The organism is Desulfocurvus sp., from assembly GCF_023230885.1.
In the GTDB taxonomy this organism is placed as follows: Bacteria; Desulfobacterota; Desulfovibrionia; order Desulfovibrionales; family Desulfovibrionaceae; genus Desulfocurvus.
Genome location: NZ_JALNWM010000009.1, coordinates 1 through 18,756, shown reverse-complemented (window position 1 = coordinate 18,756; position 18,756 = coordinate 1). Strand labels below are relative to the sequence as shown.

Genomic DNA, 18,756 nt, shown 5'->3' with positions numbered 1-18,756 from the left:
ACAGGGGCGCCCTCGGGATGTATGCAGGCCGCTCCGCGCGGCAGGCAAGGCGCGCGGGGCAAGGCAAAATCCATAATCGAGGGTTCTTTCATGACGCAACGCGAACAATGGGGTTCGCGCCTGGGCTTCATCCTGGCCGCCGTGGGTTCGGCCATCGGGCTGGGCAACATCTGGCGCTTCCCCTACATGGCCTATGAAAACGGCGGCGGCGCCTTCCTCATCCCCTACCTCTTCGCCATGCTCACCGCGGGCATCCCCTTCATGATCCTGGAATTCACCCTGGGGCACCGCTTCCGGGGCTCGGCGCCCAAGGCCCTGGCCAGCATCGGCCGCCGCTGGGAGTGGCTGGGCTGGATCCAGGTCATGGTCGCCACCACCATCGCCGTCTACTATGTGGCCGTGGTCGGCTGGACCATCAGCTACACGGGCTTCGCCCTGTCCGGCGCCTGGGGCGAAGACCCCAAGGCCTTTTTCTTCGGCGAGTTCCTGGGCCTGACCTCCGGGGCCCTGGAGCTGGGCAGCCTGCGCCCGACCATTCTCGGCGCGGTGGCCCTGGCCTGGGCCGTGACCTGGCTGGCCTGCGTGTCGGGCGTTCGCGCCGGCATCGAGCGCGCGGGCAAGGTGCTCATGCCCGTGCTGTTCCTGCTGGTGCTGGTCTTCACCCTGCGGGTCGTCTGGCTCGACGGCGCGGCCCAAGGCGTGAACTGGCTGTTCACCCCCGACTTCTCGCGCCTGACGGACTACCGGGTCTGGGTCGCCGCCTACGGGCAGATCTTCTTCACCCTCTCGGTGGGCTTCGCCATCATGATCGCCTATTCCAGCTACCTGCCCGCCCGCTCGGACATCAACAACAACGCCTTCATGACCGTGTTCATCAACTGCGGCTTCTCCATGCTCGCGGGCGTGATGATCTTTTCCGTGCTGGGCTACATGGCCGCCCGGCAGGGCGTGCCGCTCTCCGAGGTCGCCGGCGGCGGCGTGGGCCTGGCCTTCGTGACCATCCCCACGGCCATCAACCTCATGCCCATGCCCGTGTTCTTCGGCACCCTGTTCTTCCTGTCCCTGACCATGGCCGGGATGAGCTCGCACATCTCCATCGTCGAGGCCTGCATCAGCGCGTTCATGGACAAGTTCGGCTGGAGCCGCAAGACCACCGCCACCTCCCTGTGCCTGGCCGGGTTCGTCATCTCCTCGGTCTTCTGCCTGGGCGGCGGGCTCTACGTCCTGGACATCGTGGACCACTTCGCCAACAACCTGGGCATCCTCGGCGTGGCCCTGGCCGAGATATTCCTGCTCTCCTGGCTGTGCCGCCTGGAGGTCGTGCGCGAACACGCCAACTCCGTGTCCGAGTTCGCCGTGGGCGCGTGGTGGACCATCTGCCTGCGCTACCTGTCGGTGGGCATCCTGGCCCTGCTGGTGGTGCTCAACCTCTACGGCGACCTGACCGCCCCCTACGGCGGCTACGGCTCCACCGAGCTGCTGGCCTACGGATGGACCGTCATCGCGGCCTGCGTCCTGCTGGGCCTGGCCCTGCGGGCGACCTCCGGCCGCCCCGGTTTCGCCGTCAAACACGACGCATCCCTGCGAGGTGAATCATGAGCGCCAGCGCCATCATCATGATGTGCGTCGGCTTCGGCATCACCTGGGGCGGCGCGGCCCTTTGCCTGCGCATCGCCCTGGGCGCCCGGGGCTGACCTCCCGCCCACGTTGCACGGGCCCCCGGAACCGGATATCCTCCGGCCGGGGGCCCGCGCCGTTCGCAATCCAGGCCCCACCAATGGAGCCCGCATGACACAGATGCACACCATCTCCGCCCTGGCCCGGAACAACCCCGGCGTCCTGGCCGACATGGCCCAGGCCATCCGCAAGTACAACGTCAACATCCGCAGCCTCTCCGCCGGAGAGACCGAGGACCCCGGCGTCTCGCGCCTGACCATCGGCCTGGACGGCTCCGAGGACGACATCGCGCGCATCACCGCGGAAATGCAGCACATGGGCTGCATCATCAGCGTCGACGACCTGCGCCGCCGCGATTTCGTGGACCGCGAACTGGTCCTGGTCAAGCTGGCCATGGAGCCCGCCGCGACCACGCAGATCATGCAGATATTCGAGGTCTTCCGCGCCAACGTCGTCGGCATGGGCCAAAAAAGCATCACCGCCGAGATGAGCGGCGACAGCGGCAAGGTCGACGCTTTCATCGGCATGCTGAAGCCCCACGGCATCAAGAGCCTGTGCCGCTCGGGGATGATCGCCCTCAAGCGCGGCGACGAATAGGAGGCCGCCATGCCCGCCGCGCCGCCCGCCCCCGTGCCCGGCCTCCAGGCCCTGCTGCGCGAGGCCCTGCCCCAGGGCCCGCCGCCGCGCGTGGCCATCGCCCGCTCGGCCAACGGCTTCGTGCTCGAGGCCGCCGTGGGCGCCTGGCAGGCCGGGCTGGCCGAGCCCATCCTCATCGGCGACATGGCCGCCACCCGGCGCGTGGCCGCCGAGCGCGGCCTGGACATCGGCCCCTTCGAGGGGATCGAAACCCCCGACGACGAGGCCGCCGTGCGCCAGGCCGTGGCCCTCTTCCGCCAGGGCCGCGCCGCGCTGATCATGAAGGGCCTGGTGCCCACGGCGACCCTGCTGCGCGCCGTGCTGGACAGGGAGCACGGCGCCGCGCCCAAGGGCATCCTCTCCCACGTCACCCTCTTCGAGGAGCCGGGCTCGGGCCGCCTCATGCTGCTCACCGATCCCGCAGTGAACATCCGCCCCAACCTCCAGCGCAAGGTCGAGATCGTGCGCAACGCCGTGGCCGTGGCCCGGCGCCTGGGCATGGCCAGGCCCCGGGTGGCCATGCTCGCCGCCACCGAGAAGGTCAACTTCCCGGCCATGCCCGCCACCCTCGACGCCGACCTGCTGGCCAAGATGGGCGCCCAGGGCGAGTTCGGCGACGCCCGCGTGGCCGGACCCATGGCCCTGGACGTGGCCCTCTCGGCCCAGGCGGCGGCCTTCAAGGGCGTGGACAACGACGTGGCCGGGCATGCCGACATCCTCGTCGCCCCGGACATCGAAAGCGGCAACGTGCTCTACAAGAGCCTGAGCACCCTGCTCGGGCTGGACATGGCCGGGGTGGTGGTCGGCAGCCGCGTGCCCGTGGTGGTGCCCTCGCGCGGCGACTCCCCGCGCACCAAGCTGCTGTCCCTCGCCCTGGCGGCCTTCCTGGCCCGGGAGGACCGCGCGTGACCCGCCGGATCCTGACCGTCAACCCCGGGTCCACCACCACCAAGATCGTCCTGCTCGACGGCGACGAGGCCCTGCTCGACCGCGAGCTGGAGCATCCGCGCGCCGAGCTGCGCGGCCTGCCCGATGTCTGGGCCCAGCTGCCCCTGCGCCGCCGCGCCGTCCACGCCGCCCTCGACCAGGCCCGCCACCTGCTGCCCGGCCTGCACGCCGTGGTCGGACGCGGCGGGCTCCTGGCGCCCCTGCCCGGGGGCACCTACGCCATCGGCCCGGCCATGCTCGACGACCTGCGCGCCGCGCGCCACGGCGAACACGCCTGCAACCTCGGCGCGCCCCTGGCCGCCGAGCTGGCCGACGAACTGGGGCTGCCCGCCTTCGTGGTCGATCCCGTGGTCACCGACGAGTTGCTGCCCGAGGCCCGGCCCACGGGCCTGCCCCAGGTCCGCCGCCGCAGCACCTTCCACGCGCTGTCCCAGCGCGGCGCCGCCCGCGAGGCCGCCGCGCGCCACGGCCTGGACTACGACGCGGCCAAGCTCCTGGTCGCCCACCTCGGCGGCGGCATCAGCGTCGGCGCCCACCTGCGCGGCCGCGTGGTGGACGTGACCAACGCCCTGGACGGCGAGGGCCCCTTTTCCCCCGAACGCACCGGCACCCTGCCCGTGCTCGAGGTCCTGCGCCTGCTGGAATCCGGGAGCTACGACATCCCCGCCCTGCGCCAGGCCGTACTGCGCCGGGGCGGGCTCTTCGCCCTGCTGGGCACCAACGATTTCCGCGAAATCCAGGCCCGCGCCCAGTCCGGCGACCACGCCGCCCGCGACGCCGTGGCCGCCCTGGCCTACAACGTGGCCAAGCACGCCGCCGGGCTGCTGCCCGCCCTGACCACCGCCGACGATCCCGCGCCCCCGGACCTGGTGGTCCTCACCGGCGGGCTGGCCCGCAGCCCGCTGCTCACGGCCGAGCTCGCCCGCCGCCTGACCCCCCTGGCCCCGGTGGAAATCGTCCTCGGCCTCACCGAGGCCCTGGTCATGGCCCGAGGCGCCGCCGCCGTCCTGGACGGCCTGCGGCCGGTGCTGCACTACCAGGGCCGCGGCGCGGCGTAGCGCCGCCCGCCGGGCCCCGGGCCGCCCCCGGATTCCGCGCGCGGCGCGCCCCGCCCGCGCGAAGGCCCGGTTGGACGACACACGACACGTTGTGGGCAATCGGCCTCACCACGCCCCCGCGAAGGCCCCGCGTGGGAGATGACGTTCCCCGGGGCAAACCCCGCACGCCCCCGCCCGGGGCCCTATCATGCTCGGCGTCCAGGCACAGCGCTCCCCCGCCTGCGCGAGGGCCCCGCTCGGCGTCCGCCCCCTCGCCGGTGGCCGTGGTGCGCTCCCCCGCCCGCGCGGGGGCCCCGCGCGTGGACTGATCTTGTTCGGGCGCACATTGTGGGCGCCCCCCGCCCGCGCGGGGGCCCCGCGGTCCGCGTCTCCGTTTTGCCGTTTCTGTTGCAGGGCTCTGCGCCCGGGCGAGGGCCCCGCTGTTTGCGGCGTCCCCGTGCGGCTGTGCCGCCCCCCCGCCCGCGCGGCGGCCCGCGTCAGCGCCCGGCCCACAGGGCCCGGGAGCCCTTGACCGCAAGGCGGCACACGGGTCGGCCCTGGAAGTGCAGCACGGCGAAGGGCGCCCGGGGCGCGGGCAGGGCCTGCCCGGTCAGCAGGCGGGCGATGTCCTGCGCGGAGTCGGCATGGACGGCACAGGCGGGATCGGCGGGCAGGATGGCCCGCAGGCGCGGGTTGGGGCGAAAGCGCCCGGCCTGGAAGCGCCCCAGGGGCAGCCCCTGCCAGGGCAGGCCCGGCGGCAGCAGGCCCCGGGCCCGGCGGTGCACGAGGAACAGCGCGTCGCCGAAGCGGCGGAGCTCGCCGGGAGGCAGGCGCGTGAACTCCGCCCCGGCCTCGGCGCAGGCGGCGGTTTCGGCGGCGTCCAGGAGGCGGCCCCGGGGCGGCGGCGCGGCGCAGGCTTCGGCTTCGGCGTCCGCAGCGCCAGCGGCGTCAGCGGCGCCAGCGGCGTCAGCGGGGCCCGGGTCGGCCCCCGCCCCGGGGCGGCGCAGCCGGGCGAGGTAGAACCCCTGGGCGCCGGAGGCGTCGCCGTCCACGGGCAGCACGCCGTCCAGCCCGGGCAGGGCCGGGGGGCGGGCCACAAAGCCGGGGGGCGGGGCCAGGGGCTCCAGCTCCAGGCCCAGGGCGTCCAGGGCCCAGGCGGTCTGGGCCTCGTTCTCCGCAGGGCTGGTGGTGCAGGTGGAGTAGAGCAGGACGCCCCCGGGGGCCAGCAGGGCCGAGGCCCGGGCCAGCAGGTCGCGTTGCAGGCGCTCCAGGGGTTGGGCCCGCGCGCCCTGCCAGCGCCGGGCCTCGGGGTGCTTGTCCAGGGTTCCCAGGCCCGAGCAGGGCGGGTCGAGCAGGATGAACGGCCAGCGGCCCCCGGCCAGGGGCGCCTCCTGCCCGGGGAAGGAGCAGGTCGCGCAGGGCAGGGCGTTGACCCGCTCCAGGGTCCGGCGCAGGGTCTCCAGCCGCGCGCCGCCGGGCTCGTTGCCCAAGACGAAGCCTTCCGGCCCCACAAGCTGGGCCAGCTGCCCGGTCTTGCTGCCGGGGCTGGCGCACAGGTCCAGCACGGCCGCGCCCCGGGCCGGGGCCAGCAGCAGCGGGGGCAGCATGGACGACTTGTCCTGCACATGGATGAACCCGAAGAAATTGGCCACGCTGGAGCCAAGGGGCCGGGGCTCGGCGGTGAGCCGGGCGGCCAGGGGCCAGAAGGGCTCCGGCTCGAAGGCGTAGCCCTGCCCGGCCAGCAGGGCCAGGGCCAGGGGCATGTCCTGCGGGGGGCAGGCGAAACGGAAGGTGCGCCCCGGGGGCTGGCTGGAATCGATCATGAATCCTCGCTATGGCGCGGCGGCGCGGGCCGCTGCCGTCTTTCCGCCGGGCGCGCCGGGGGCAGCATAGCCCGCCAGGGCGCGCGGCACAATGCCCGGGCCCTCCCGTCGGCCATGAACCTTTTGCGTCCTGGAAAAGAAGGTGCTACAGGGAGGTTTCCCAAACGCCTGCGCGGCGCGGGCTCCACCCCGCGCAGCGGGCCGAAGCGAGCAACCTCCCCGGGCCGCGGCCCGGAAAAAGACCTTTCCAAGGAGCGCACAGATGGGTTCTTTCCGCATCCTGGCGGCCTGCGTCCTGGCCCTGTCCCTCCTGCTGCCCGGCTTCGCCGGGGCCCAGGAGCCCGCCAAGACCTTCGCCGTGCTGCCCTTCACCATCAATGGCCCCGACAAGTACCAGTACCTCTCCCGGGGCATCCAGGACATGCTCGTCTCCCGCCTGAGCTGGCCCGACAAGCTCGTGGCCCTGGACAAGGACAAGGTGGCCGCGGTCGCCCCGGCGGCGCCCGCGGGCGAAGCCGAGGCCGCGGCCCTGCTGCCGGCCCTTGGCGCGGACTATGTGGTCTGGGGCAGCGTGACCATGCTCGGCGAGCAGTGCAGCGTCGACGTGCGCACCACAGGCGCCCAGGGCACGGCGCCCGAAAGCGCCCAGGCCGAACTGGGCGGCCTGATCCCCGCCCTGGAGGACATCGCCAAGCGCGTCAACGCCAGCGTGTTCCAGCGCGAGGCCCCCGCAGTCCAGGCCCAGGCCAAAAAACGCGTCAACGCCCTGAACCCCGACCTCGTGCACAACCAGCGCGACGCGGCCGTGCAGGAATACTACATCAACCCCGAATTCCGCTACCAGGGCTCCGAAGACACCCCGGGCCGCTGGCGCAGCCCCTCCCTGCCCTTCATCTCCGTGGGCATGATCTGCGGCGACGCCGACGGCGACGGCAAGACGGAGATGTTCTTCCTGGGCGAGACCAAGATCCACGCCTACCGCCTGGAAGGCGACAAGTTCCAGCCCCTGGGCGAAATCTCCCCCGGCGGCCGGACCGAGATGCTCAACATCAACCTGATCGACCTGAACAACGACGGGCTTCAGGAAATCGTGGTCTCCGGCTTCTTCCGGGACGAGCCCAACTCCTTCATCTACAATTTCAAGGACGGCCAGTTCATCCCCGTGGCCGAGCGCATCAAGCTGTTCCTCAACGTGGCCAAGATGCCGCCCACCTACCAGCCCGTCCTGGTGGGCCAGCGCCCGGGCCGCAACAACGTGCTCAACGAGACCCCCGTGCACGAGGTGGTCAAGCTCGACGGCAAGTTCGCCCTGGGCAAGCGCATCCCCCTGCCCACCAAGGCCAACGTCTTCAACTTCGCCTACCTGCCCCAGCAGGGCACCGACTACAAGATCCTGATCATCGACAGCGAGGACCGCATCAACGTCTACACCCCGCGCTTCGACCTGCTGGCCACCACCATGGAGCAGTACGGCGGCTCCGCCCTGGGCTTCGAAGTGCCCGACACCATGCCCGGCTTCGCCACCTACCGCGACCAGTATGTGAACATCTACTACCTGCCCCTGCGCATGCTCATCACCGACCTGAACAGCGACGGCCAGTTCGAGGTCCTGGTCAACAAGGACATCTCCGTCGCCGCCCAGTTCTTCCAGCGCTACCGCTTCTTCCCCAACGGCGAGCTCCACTCCATGTTCTGGGACGGCGTGGGCATGTCCCTGTCCTGGAAGACCCGGCGCATCAAGGGCACCGTCACGGACTACGGCCTGGCCGACCTGAACAACGACGGCGTCATGGACCTCTACGTCTGCCTGAACACCTACCCCGGCGCCGCGGGCATCGCCCAGCGCAAGACCGTGATCTTCTCCTACTCCCTGGATCTGGAAAAGACCGACGGCCCTCTGGACAGGCAGGCCGAATAGCGGCGCGACACGAGCATTCCCCGCCCCGGGTCGGCCGGGGCGGCACCGCAGCCCCAGGAGACACGCAGATGAACGCCCGTTTCCTCCCGGCCGCCCCCGCGGGCAAAGCCGCCCTGGCCCTGGCCGCGGCCCTGCTGGCCGTGGCCTGCCTGCTGCCCGGCGCCGCCCGGGCCCAGGCCCTCACCCTGTCCTACGCCAACTTCCCGCCCGCGCCCACCTTCCCCTGCGTGCAGATGGAACGCTGGGCCCAGGAGGTGCGCGCCCGCACCCAGGGCAAGGTGGAAATCCAGACCTACCCCGGCTCCACCCTGCTGGGCGCCAAGAACATGTGGAGCGGCGTCATCCAGGGCCAGGCCGACATCGGCTGCATCTCCATGGCCTACCAGCCCGGCGTGTTCCCCATGATGAGCGTCTTCGAGCAGCCCCTGGGCTTCTCCAGCGCCACCGCCGCCAGCATGGCCCTGTGGGAGCTCTACGCCGCGCGCAGGCCCGAGGAGTTCGCCCGGGTCAAGGTGCTGACCCTGTTCGCCAGCGCGCCGTCGAACATCATGTGCAAGGAGCCCGTGACCAGCCTCGCCCAGCTCAAGGGCATGGAGCTGCGCGCCTCGGGCGGGGCCTCCCTGGCCCTGGAGATCCTGGGCGCGACCCCGGTGTCCATGCCCGCCTCCGAAACCCCCGAGGCATTGCAGAAGGGGCTCATCAAGGGCGTGCTCTCCTCCTTCGACTGGCTCAAGGACTTCAACTTCGCCGAGCACCTCAAGTACCAGACCGTGACCAACCTCGTGGTCTACCCCTTCGCGGTGATCATGAACCTGGACAAGTGGAACGCCCTGCCCGACGACGTGAAGGCCGTGTTCGACGGCCTGTCCGCCGAGCAGGCCGAATGGACCGGGCGCTACCTCGACGCCCACGTCCGGGAGTCCCTGGACTGGGCGCGCGAGAAGCACGGCATCGAGGTCATCGAACTGCCCCGGGCCGAACTGGACAAGGCCGAGGCCGAACTGGCCGTCATGATCGACGCCTGGAAGGAACGGGCCGAGGCCAAGGGCGTGCCCGCCGACGCGGTCCTGGCCGAGGTCAGGGCCCTGCGCCAGAAGCACGACAAGTAACCGCACCAGATCATCCGGACGCCGGGGGGCCTCCGCTCCCCGGCTCCTTTTTGCCATGTGCCGACCCTGCCCATGAAAGTCATCGACCTGCTCGACTCCCTCTGCCAGCGCCTGTCGGGCGCGCTGCTCGCCCTGGGCGGGCTGTTCCTCGTGGGCATGATCGCCCTGGCCTGCGCCAACATGTTCATGCGCGGGGCCCTCAACGCACCCATTCGCGGCACCTACGAGATGATGGGCTTCCTGGGGGCCCTGGTCTGCGCCCTGGCCCTGGCGCCCACGCAGCTGCGCGGCGGGCACATCGCCCTGACCATGCTCCAGGGCATGCTGCCCCGGCGCGTGGAGCGGCTGGTGGACGCCTTCGCCCACCTGGCCTGCGGGCTGTTCTTCCTGCTGGCCGCCTGGCGCGTCGGCGTCTTCGGCTGCTCGCTCATCGAGTTCGGCGAGCTCTCCGAGGACCTGCACATCGTCTACCATCCCTTCGTCTTCGCCGTGGCCCTGGGCTGCGCCACCCTGGCCCTGACCCTGCTGCGCGACCTGTTGCGCGCCCTGGCGGGCGAAAGGAGGCGCCCGTGAGCCTGGCCGCCGTCGGCATCCTGGGCATCGCGGTCCTCATGGCCGTGCTCTTCCTCCTGCGCATGCCCGTGGGCTTCGCCATGGCCATCGTCGGCTTCCTGGGCTTCGCCCACGTCATCAGCCTGAACGCCGCCCTGGGCATGCTGGGCAGCGAAATCTGGGGCGTCTTCTCCTCCTACGGTCTGACCGTCATCCCCCTGTTCATCTTCATGGGCCAGGTCTGCTTCCACTGCGGGGTCAACAAGCGCCTGTACACAGCAGCCTACACCTGGACCGGGCAGGTGCGCGGCGGGCTGGCCATGTCCACCATCCTGGCCTGCGCCGGATTTTCGGCCATCTCCGGCTCCAACACCGCCACCGCCGCCACCATGAGCACCGTGGCCCTGCCGGAGATGAAAAAATACGGCTACAATCCCATCCTCTCCACCGGCGCCGTGGCCGTGGGCTCGACCCTCGGCGTGGTCATCCCGCCCTCGGTGGTGCTGATCATCATCGGCCTGCAAACCGGGCAGTCCATCGCCCGGCTCTTCTGGGCCAGCCTTGTGCCCGGGGTGCTGCTCACCACCCTGTTCCTGCTCACGGTCTGGCTCGTCTGCCTGCGCCACCCCGCCTGGGCGCCCGCCGGGCCGCCCACCACCTGGGGCCAGAAGCTGCGCTCCCTGCCCGGGTCCGTGGAGATGCTCGTGCTCTTCGCCCTGGTCATGGGCGGGCTCTTCGCCGGGCTGTTCACCCCCAGCGAAGCCGGGGCCGCCGGTTCGGCCATCGCCCTGGGCATCAGCCTGCTGGGCCGCCAGCTGACCTGGAAGCGCTTCACCGCCGCCTGCGCCGACACCCTGCGCGTGTCGTGCATGATCTTCATGATCGTCACCGGCGCGGTGCTCTTCGGGCGTTTTCTGGCCGTCACCCGCCTGCCCTTCGAAACCGCCCAATGGGTCGCCTCCCTGGACGTTCCCCACTGGGTGGTCATCTGCATCATCTGCGGCATCTACGTCATCGGCGGCGCCATCATGGACGCCCTGGCGCTGCTGCTGATCACCATCCCCATCTTCTTCCCCGTGGCCGAGGCCATGGGCTACGACCCGACCTGGTTCGCGGTGATCGTCACCGTGGTCACCACCCTCGGGGCCGTGACCCCGCCCGTGGGCGTGTCCGCCTTCATCGTTTCGAGCATGGCCTCCGGCGTGCCCGCCGCGAGCATCTTCCGGGGCATCTCCTACTTCCTGGCGGCCTACGCCCTGTGCATCGCCCTGCTCATGCTGTTCCCCGACCTGGCCCTGTTCCTTCCGGGCCTGATCCGCTAGGCCGATGCCCCCCGACAACGCCGACGACGCCCGGCACACCGGCGTCCGCCACCTGGAGGTCAGCCCCGAGGAGGACGGGCAGAAGCTCCTGCAATTCCTTTCCCGGCGCCTGGGCCCCGACGTGCCCGGCTCCCTGCTCCTGCGCCTGATCCGCAGCGGCCAGGTGCGCGTGGACTCCGCGCGCAAAAAGCCCTTCGACCGCCTGCACGCGGGCCAGACCGTGCGCCTGCCCCCCCTGCGCGTGGCCGCCCCGGCTCCGGAGCCGGGCCCCGGAGCCCCGGCCCTGGCCGTCCTGGCCCAGGGCCCGGGCTGGATCGCCGTGGCCAAGCCCGCCGGACTGCCCTCCCAGCCGGGCACCGGCCATGCCGACGCCGCCAGCACCCGCCTGGCCGCCATGTTCCCCCAGGCCACCTTCACCCCCACCCCGGCCCACCGCCTGGACCGCGACACCTCCGGCATCCTGCTGGCAGGAACGTCCTACCAGGGCCTGCGCGCCCTGCAACAGGCCCTGGCCGCCCACACCCTGCGAAAGCTCTACCTGGCCCGCGTCCACGGCGGCCTCGCCCCGGGCCAGGCCCTGACCCTGCGCGACACCCTGGCCAAGGCCGGGCCGGAAAACCGCAGGCGAGTGGCCGTAACCGCCCAGGGCAAGCCCGCGCTGGCCCTGGCCCGCTGCCTGGAATCCGACTCGCGGACCTCGCTGCTGGAAATCGACCTGCGCACCGGGCGCACCCACCAGCTGCGCGTGCAGCTGGCCAGCCGCTCCCTGCCCATCGTCGGCGACCGCAAATACGGCCGCCCCGACGACGCCCCGCGCATGATGCTCCACGCCTGGCAGATCGTCCTGCCAGACGGTACGTCCATCCGCCTGGAACCCGACTGGTAGAACGCCGGGGGCCCCGGCGGACGCACAGCGCCCCCCGGGGCATGGCTGGCGGCGCCGCTGCCGGGCCGCCCGGGGACCGACGCGCGGCGGCGGCGGGCATGCGCGCCGGGGGGCGGGAAAACGGAACGAAAGAGCGGGCAGGGCGAGGGAGCGGGCCAGGAAGGGGTGACCACCGTGCCCGGGGCCGGGCCGAAGACGGACGGGCGCGCGGCGGCGATCCGACCCCGGGGGCAAGGGCGCTGGGCCGTGGCTGCCCGGGGGTTCGCGCGGCGAGGCGGGACGAAACGGTCCGCCAGCGGCCGGATGTCCGCCGCGCACACGGTTCACGCGGCAGGGCGCGGGGCGGCGCGGCGGCGCGCACGCGCCCACCGGGACGCAGGCGCCCCAGGACGCGGGCAGGAAGCGCGCTCCGGGGCGGAATCGCCGCCCTGCGGCAGGCGCCCGGGGCCGGGGGGCGGAGCCCTGCGGGCGGTCGTGTGCCGCGCGCCCGGCGCGCCGTCAGCCCCCCCAGCGCCGGATATACGCGGCCACGTCGAACTTGCGGCGGCAGCCGGACTCGGTCATGGCGCGGATGGTGCCGATGACGGGACGCCGGGCCCAGGGGCGGTCGTGGAGCCCGGCCACGGACCACAGGATGCCGGTGTAGCCGTTGGGGTCGCGGCCATCGAGCAGGTGGCGGTCGTTGAGGGCGATGGCCGTGGCCAGGGCGCTTTCCGGGTCCGGCGACCACTCCAGTATCTTCTTGGCCCAGTACATGCGCAGGTAGCCGTGCATGGCGCCGCTGGCGCGCATCTGATTCTGAGCGGCATTCCACAGGCGGTCGTGGGTGGCCCCGGCCTCGAATGCCTCGCGGGAATAGATGTGCGGGCGCGGGTCGGCGCGGTGCTCGTCCAGGGTCCGCCGGGCCCAGTCGGGGGCGGCGTCCAGGGTGTCGTAGCCCGGGCTGTGCAGGCAGAAGTTGTCGGCCAGCTCGCGGCGCACGACAAGTTCCTCCAGAAAGGCGGCCTGGTTCTCGCCGCCGCCCGAGGCGGCCACGTCCAGGGCCGCGCGCTGCGGCGCGAGCTGCCCGAAATTCCGGTAGGGCGACAGCCTCGAGGTGGCCCCGGCATTGGGATCGTTGCGCCCGGCGGCGTAACGCGGCAGGACGGCCGAAACGAAGGCCGCCAGGGCCGCCAGGGCCGCCGTCTCGCCGCTTGGCGTGGGCACGGGCGCCACCCCGGGGTCGGCGCGCAGGCCCTGGCGGACCCGGGCCCAGTCCGGCGCGGGCAGCTCCGGCACGGGAGCCTGCTGGGGCTCAAGAGTGGGAAATTCCTCTAGAAACTCCGGGAGCAGCTTGTGAATGCGCGGGCGGATGGTCCGCGCTGCGTATTCCTTTTTGTATGACGCAATACGACACGGAACGACATTGTGCCCGTCAACTTCGAGCAGCGGCGCATCCAGGGCCCGGGCGGCCCGGGTCTGCCAGTCGCGCTTGATGCGCAGGGGGTCGAAGTCCGTGACCACCACACCGGCGCGCAGGCGGGCCGCCAGGCGGGGAATCTCGCCCCCCGGGTCGCCCTCCAGCAGCACCAGGGGGATGCCCAGTCCGGCCAGGGTCCGGGCCGTCTGCTCCAGGCCGGCGAGCATGAAATCGTACTGGCGCAGGGCCGCCCCGGCAAACCGCGCCGCCAGGCAGAAGGCCGCCACCAGGGGCCTGCGCGCCCCGGCCAGCTCGCGGGCATGGAGCAGGCCCCAGTTGTCGTGGGCGCGCTGTTCGCGGCTCATCCAGTAGAGCACGGGCCCGCCGCCGTCGGGGGCGTGGCGCAGGGCATGGACGCGCCTGGGGTTGACGGGCATGGGGCCTCCGGATTGGATGCGCCCGGCCGCTGGCCGGGGCCGGGGTTGCGGACTCAGGCCCCGCCGGAGGGCCGCCCGGGCTCCTGGGCGCGGCACAGCCCGCGCTCCAGGGCCGGGCACGCGGCGCCCTCGCCCGGGGCATGGCAGGCCGGGGCCCGCCCGGGCACGGCCCGGGGCCCGGCGAGCACGGCGCAGCTCGTACGCGCGGCCAGGCTCCGGGCCATGGCCTTGAACACCAGGGCGTGGAAGGGATACACCGCCCACCAGTAGAGCAGCCCGCCCAGCCCGCGCGGCAGGAAGCGCGCGGTCAGGGTCAGGTCCGTATCGCCGCAGGGCAGCTGTTCGAGGTTGAACTCCAGCAGCGCCTCGCCGGGCAGCTTCATCTCCGCCAGCAGAACCAGCCGCTCGGGGGGCTGCACGTCGAGCACGCGCCAGAAGTCCAGGGCGTCGCCCACGGCCAGGCGCGTGGGGTGCCTGCGCCCGCGCCGCAGGCCCACCCCGCCCGCCAGCTTGTCCATGAAGCCGCGCAGGGCCCAGAGCAGGTCGTGGCCGTACCAGCCCCGGTCGCCGCCGATGGCCGTCACCCCGTCCCACAGCTCCTCGGGGCAGCCCGCCAGGCGGATGCCGTAGGCGCTGCGAAACACGGTGCCGCCCGCATAGGGCGCGTCGCCCGGAGCGGCCCATTCCGGGGTGCGCAGGCTCCCGGCGTCGGACCAGCTCGTGTCCACGGTGCTGTGCTGGATGCGCTCCAGGGCCAGGCGGATGGCCGCGCGGCAGTCGGTCAGCTCCCGGGGCATGATTTCCCGGATGGCGTGCTCGTGGCAGACCACGCGGTTGCGCAGGCCAAGGACCAGGGGCCGCGCCAGGGCCGTGGGGATGGGCGACACCAGCCCCAGCCACAGCGACGACAGCCGGGGCGAGAGCAGCGGCACCGGCACGATGAGCCGCCGGGGCAGCCCGGCCTCCTGCTGGTACATGCGGAACAGCCGCTCGTAGGTTTCGATGTAGGGCCCGCCGATGTCGAAGGTCCGGCCCGTGGTCCGGGGGTGCTCCAGGCAGCCCGCGAGGTAGAAGAGCACGTCGCGGATGGCGATGGGCTGCGATTCGGTGCGCACCCAGCGCGGGGCGAGCATCACGGGCAGCCGGTCCACCACATAGCGCAGGATCTCGAAGGACGCGCTGCCCGAGCCGAGGATGATGCCCGCGCGCAGCACCGTCGCGGGCACGGGCCCGGCCGCGAGGATGGCCCCGACCTCGGCCCGCGAGCGCAGGTGGCGGCTCAGGTGCGGGTCGTCGGGCACGAGCCCCCCGAGATAGATGATCCGCCCGACCCCGGCGGCGGCCGCCGCGCGGGCCGTTGCCCGGGCGGCGAGGCGGTCCTTCTCGGCATAGTCCCCGGCCTCGGTCTCCATGGAATGGACCAGGTAGTAGAGCGCGTGGCAGCCCGCCAGGGCGCGCTCCAGGGCCTGCTGGTCCAGGGCGTCGGCCTCGGCCAGCTCGCAGCGCGGATGCCCGGCGAAGGCCCGGCAGCGCAGCTTGCCCGCCGAGCGACCCACGGCGCGCACCCGCCAGCCCGCGGCCAGCAGCTCGGGCACCAGCCGCCCGCCCACATAGCCCGTGGCGCCCAGCACGGCCACGGTCGTGTCGGCGCGCGCGCCGGGAGCGGGCCCGGGGTCAGACATGGTTCCTCAGCATCAGCTCGGCGGGATACGGGTTCAGGTAGACCTGCGCGGCGAGATAGTCCTGGCCGTACTTGCGCACATAGTGGTTGAGCAGCGTCACGGGAACCACCAGCGGCACCAGCCCGGCGTGGTAGCGGCCCACCAGCTCCGTCAGCTCCTGGCGCTCGTCGGCGCTCAGCACGCGCTTGAAATAGCCCTGCACATGGGAGAGCACGTTGGTGTGCTTGCGCGTCGTGGGCAGGAGGGACAGGGCCTTTTGCAGCAGGGGGAAGTAGCGCCCGGGCAGGGTCCGGGCGTCGGGTCCGCCCGCCTCGGCCACCAGCCGGCCCAGCTCGCGGTACAACTCCACGCTGTGGGCCATGAGCAGCAGCTTGTGGCGGGTGTGGAAGTCCACCAGGGCCCGGGGCGAGGGGCCGTCGGCCATGGCCTGGCGCCAGCGCATGAGCGTGAACACGCGGGTGATGAAATTCTCGCGGATGGCCGGGTCGTGCAGGCGCCCGTCGTCCTCGAAGGGCAGCTCCGGAAAGCGGGCCATGACCATGCCCGCCCACAGGCCGACGCCGTCCCGGCGGGCGGGGCCGCCGGCCTCGGGGTAGACCTTGACCCGGCTCATGCCGCTGGAGGGCGAGCCGTAGCGGAACACATAGCCGCACAGCCCTTCGTCCGCCAGGGCCTCCAGGCGCCGCTGGCCCCAGGCGCGCATCTGCCCGGTGAAGTCCGTGCCCGAGTTGCGGCCCAGGAGCCGGGGCGCGGCCGGATCGCCCACCAGCCGGACGGCCTCGCGCGGCACGGGCATGCCGCACTCCACCTCCGGACACACCGCGACCCATTCCACGAACCGCCCGAGCACGTCGCGCAGGGTGCGGTCGAGCTTGTGCGTGCCGTCGTAGCGCACGGGGTCGCCCAGCAGGCAGCGCGCGATGCCCAGCCGGATGCGGCCTTCATCGGTCATGACGATTCCTCCTTTGGCCCGGAACGGACGCCCGGAGCGGACGCCCTGACAGAGCCTAGCACAAGACGGCGGCCAGGCGCCACCGCAACCCCGCGAGGCCGGGCCCCGGGGATCAGGCGGCCTCGGGGTCCGGCTCGCCGTGGACCAGGGCGCACATCTCGGCCAGGGCGCCCAGGGGGTCCTTGTGCTGGAAGATGCCGCGCCCGATGACCGCCCCGGCGGCCCCGGCGGCCAGCCCGTCGGCCACCATGCGCTTGAAGGCCTCCCAGCTCGGCTGCCCCGGGCCGCCCGCCAGCAGGACCGGCACCGGACACGCCGCAACGGCCAGGGAAAAGCGCTCGGCGTCGCCGGAATAGGGCACGCAGACCATGTCCGCCCCCAGCTCGCCGCCCAGGCGGATGCAATGGCCGATGAGCGCGGGGTCGAGCTCGTTGACGATCTGCCCGCCGCGCGCGTAGACCACGGCCATTACCGGAACGCCCAGGCCGTGGGCCTCGTCGGTGACCATGCCGAAGTCCGAGAGCATGCGGTCCTCCAGGTCGTTGCCGATGTTCACATGCACGGACACGGCATCCGCCCCCAGGCGCAGGGCCTCGGACAGCGAGCAGACCAGGCTCTGGTTGTAGGTCGGCACGCCGTGGCGGGTGCCGGCCGAAAGCTGGATCACGATGCGCTTGTTCAGGTCGATGGCCGGAACGCTGGCCCGGGCCAGGCCCTTGTTGAGGACCACGCCCTGCACGGGCAGCCGCGCGCTGCCCGCAAGCAGCGCCGGGAACTCCGTCAGCCCCGGGACCATGCCCTCGCTGGCGCCGTGGTCCAGGGCGAGGATCAGGGATTTCGCGCTTTTTGGGTCGAACAGGCGGCCGAGCCGCCGCATGGTTCCGATCATGGCCGGTCCTTGCTGGGTTGGGGTGTTGGCTGCGGGCGCCCCGCGCGGGGCGCAGGGACGCACCGGACATGATGACCGCAAATCTTCCGGCAGGTCAAGCCGCTCCGCCCGCCCTTGCCCCCGAAGCGCCGCCGGGCTATGCACCGCCCAGGCACGCCCGCCCGACGCACCCCAACCCGGAGCCCCCGTGTTCGACTTCCACCGCAAGAGCTTTGTTTTCGTCACCTGCGCCGGAGGCGCGCAACCCATGCTGGAGCGCGAAATCCGCGCCCTGGGCCTGCGCCCCGAGGCCGCCCGGCCCCTGGGGGTGGCCCTGCGGGCCAGCCTGGACGACTGCCTGCGCCTGAACCTGCACCTGCGCACCGCCCACCGCGTGCTGTGGGAGGTGCTGCGCACCAAGGCCGAAAACGCCGACCAGCTCTACGAGGCCGTCACGGCCCTGCCCTGGGAGCAGGCCATGCCCGCCGACGGCTACCTGACCGTGGTCTCCAGCGTGGACAATCCGACCATCCGCGACGCGCGTTTCGCCAACCAGCGCGTGAAGGACGCCGTGGTTGACCGCATCCTGGCGGCCCGGGGGCGGCGCCCCGACTCCGGGCCCGACCGGCGCGGCACCGTCCTGTCGCTGCACTGGCAGGGCCGCAGCGTATCCCTCAGCCTGGACACCAGCGGCGAGCCCCTCTCCAACCGCGGCTACCGCACCATGCCCCACAGCGCGCCCATGCGCGAGACCCTGGCCGCAGCCTGCCTGCTGGCCGCCGGATACGACGGACGCGGGCACCTGGTGAACCCCATGTGCGGCAGCGGCACCCTGGCCCTGGAGGCGGCCCTGCTGGCCACGGGCACCGCCCCGGGGCTGCTGCGCGAGAACTTCGCCTTCCTCCACCTGCCGGGCTTCGACCCCGCCCGCTGGCAGGCCCTGCGCGACGAGGCCCGGGGCCGGGCCCGGCCCACCGCCCGGGGCCGCATCGTCGCCACCGACCACGACCCCCAGGCCCTGGCCGCCGCGCGCCACAACGCGGCCGCCGCCGGGCTGGAGGCCCTGGTGGAGCTGGACACCTGCGACTTCCGCGAAACCGCCGTGCCCGAAGCCCTGCGCCGCGCCGCCAACGTGCTGATCGTCAACCCCGAATACGGCCTGCGCCTGGGCGACGAGGAGGCCCTGAAGCCCCTGCACGCCGCCCTGGGGGATTTCCTCAAGCAGCGCTGCCAGGGCTATGTCGGGGCAGTGTTCACCGGCAACCCGCGCCTGGCCGCCCACATCGGCCTGCGCACCCGCGCCCGCCTGGCGCTCATGAACGGCCCCATCGAATGCCGCCTGCTGCTTTACGACCTCTACGCCGGCAGCCGCAGGCACCAGGACGAATAGCCGCCGCCCCACCGGGCGCCACTGCCGGACGCCACTGCCGGACGCCACTGCCGGACGCCACTGCCGGACGCCACTGCCGGACGCCACTGCCGGACGCCACTGCCGGACGCCACTGCCGGA

At 72.6% G+C, this 18,756-nt stretch carries 16 protein-coding genes; 11 read left to right on the top strand and 5 right to left on the bottom strand.

Annotation, left to right across the window (positions count from 1 at the left end; all coding sequences use genetic code 11):
• Positions 1–90 precede the first annotated feature (90 nt).
• The 5 genes from M0P34_RS01365 (at position 91) to buk (ending at position 4,319) form a co-directional block, all read left to right on the top strand.
• Positions 91–1,599: a sodium-dependent transporter gene (locus tag M0P34_RS01365; RefSeq protein ID WP_291495554.1), complete on the top strand. Its 1,509-nt coding sequence runs from the start codon at positions 91–93 to the stop codon at positions 1,597–1,599.
• Positions 1,596–1,694 carry a MetS family NSS transporter small subunit gene (locus M0P34_RS01360; RefSeq protein ID WP_291495552.1) on the top strand — a complete coding sequence of 33 codons (99 nt, stop codon included), beginning with the start codon at positions 1,596–1,598 and terminating at the stop codon, positions 1,692–1,694. The genes M0P34_RS01365 and M0P34_RS01360 overlap by 4 nt, the downstream gene beginning before the upstream one ends.
• Positions 1,695–1,788: 94 nt before the next feature.
• The gene (gene ilvN / locus M0P34_RS01355) at positions 1,789–2,274 is read left to right on the top strand and encodes an acetolactate synthase small subunit (RefSeq protein ID WP_291495550.1); all 486 of its coding nucleotides are present in this window, start codon (positions 1,789–1,791) and stop codon (positions 2,272–2,274) included.
• A gap of 9 nt (positions 2,275–2,283) precedes the next feature.
• Positions 2,284–3,222 carry a bifunctional enoyl-CoA hydratase/phosphate acetyltransferase gene (locus M0P34_RS01350; RefSeq protein WP_291495548.1) on the top strand — a complete coding sequence of 313 codons (939 nt, stop codon included), beginning with the start codon at positions 2,284–2,286 and terminating at the stop codon, positions 3,220–3,222.
• Positions 3,219–4,319, top strand: coding sequence for a butyrate kinase (buk, locus tag M0P34_RS01345; RefSeq protein ID WP_291495546.1), 1,101 nt, complete (start codon positions 3,219–3,221; stop codon positions 4,317–4,319). Before M0P34_RS01350 ends, buk begins: the two co-directional genes overlap by 4 nt.
• 476 nt (positions 4,320–4,795) lie before the next feature.
• On the opposite strand, the gene M0P34_RS01340 is transcribed toward buk, so the two are convergent.
• Positions 4,796–6,121: an RsmB/NOP family class I SAM-dependent RNA methyltransferase gene (locus M0P34_RS01340; RefSeq protein WP_291495544.1), complete on the bottom strand. Its 1,326-nt coding sequence runs from the start codon at positions 6,119–6,121 to the stop codon at positions 4,796–4,798.
• A gap of 262 nt (positions 6,122–6,383) precedes the next feature.
• Between M0P34_RS01340 and M0P34_RS01335 the strand changes: the two genes are divergently transcribed.
• The 5 genes from M0P34_RS01335 (at position 6,384) to M0P34_RS01315 (ending at position 11,908) form a co-directional block, all read left to right on the top strand.
• A complete protein-coding gene (locus tag M0P34_RS01335; RefSeq protein ID WP_291495542.1) occupies positions 6,384–8,039 on the top strand; it encodes a VCBS repeat-containing protein in 1,656 nt (551 codons plus the stop codon).
• A 68-nt stretch (positions 8,040–8,107) separates the two neighbouring features.
• Positions 8,108–9,148 (top strand): TRAP transporter substrate-binding protein, encoded by a 1,041-nt coding sequence (locus tag M0P34_RS01330; RefSeq protein WP_291495540.1) that lies wholly within the window; start codon positions 8,108–8,110, stop codon positions 9,146–9,148.
• Between the two features lie 72 nt (positions 9,149–9,220).
• Positions 9,221–9,721: a TRAP transporter small permease gene (locus M0P34_RS01325; protein WP_291495538.1), complete on the top strand. Its 501-nt coding sequence runs from the start codon at positions 9,221–9,223 to the stop codon at positions 9,719–9,721.
• Complete coding sequence (locus M0P34_RS01320) at positions 9,718–11,022, top strand: TRAP transporter large permease (protein WP_291495535.1); 1,305 nt, start codon at positions 9,718–9,720, stop codon at positions 11,020–11,022. Before M0P34_RS01325 ends, M0P34_RS01320 begins: the two co-directional genes overlap by 4 nt.
• A gap of 4 nt (positions 11,023–11,026) precedes the next feature.
• On the top strand, positions 11,027–11,908 hold the full coding sequence (locus tag M0P34_RS01315) for an RluA family pseudouridine synthase (RefSeq protein ID WP_291495533.1): 882 nt from the start codon (positions 11,027–11,029) through the stop codon (positions 11,906–11,908).
• A gap of 498 nt (positions 11,909–12,406) precedes the next feature.
• Here M0P34_RS01315 and M0P34_RS01310 read toward each other — a convergent pair whose 3' ends face one another.
• From M0P34_RS01310 to M0P34_RS01295, 4 genes are all read right to left on the bottom strand, one after another.
• Complete coding sequence (locus tag M0P34_RS01310) at positions 12,407–13,744, bottom strand: deoxyribodipyrimidine photo-lyase (RefSeq protein WP_291495531.1); 1,338 nt, start codon at positions 13,742–13,744, stop codon at positions 12,407–12,409.
• A gap of 53 nt (positions 13,745–13,797) precedes the next feature.
• Positions 13,798–15,426, bottom strand: coding sequence for an SDR family oxidoreductase (locus tag M0P34_RS01305; RefSeq protein WP_291495529.1), 1,629 nt, complete (start codon positions 15,424–15,426; stop codon positions 13,798–13,800).
• Positions 15,419–16,378: a DUF523 and DUF1722 domain-containing protein gene (locus M0P34_RS01300; RefSeq protein ID WP_291495528.1), complete on the bottom strand. Its 960-nt coding sequence runs from the start codon at positions 16,376–16,378 to the stop codon at positions 15,419–15,421. The genes M0P34_RS01305 and M0P34_RS01300 overlap by 8 nt, the downstream gene beginning before the upstream one ends.
• Before the next feature lie 112 nt (positions 16,379–16,490).
• Positions 16,491–17,267 carry a 2-amino-3,7-dideoxy-D-threo-hept-6-ulosonate synthase gene (locus M0P34_RS01295; RefSeq protein WP_291495525.1) on the bottom strand — a complete coding sequence of 259 codons (777 nt, stop codon included), beginning with the start codon at positions 17,265–17,267 and terminating at the stop codon, positions 16,491–16,493.
• A gap of 187 nt (positions 17,268–17,454) precedes the next feature.
• On the opposite strand from M0P34_RS01295, the gene M0P34_RS01290 reads away from it, so the two are divergent.
• Positions 17,455–18,636 carry a class I SAM-dependent RNA methyltransferase gene (locus tag M0P34_RS01290; protein WP_291495524.1) on the top strand — a complete coding sequence of 394 codons (1,182 nt, stop codon included), beginning with the start codon at positions 17,455–17,457 and terminating at the stop codon, positions 18,634–18,636.
• The last annotated feature ends 120 nt before the right edge of the window (positions 18,637–18,756 follow it).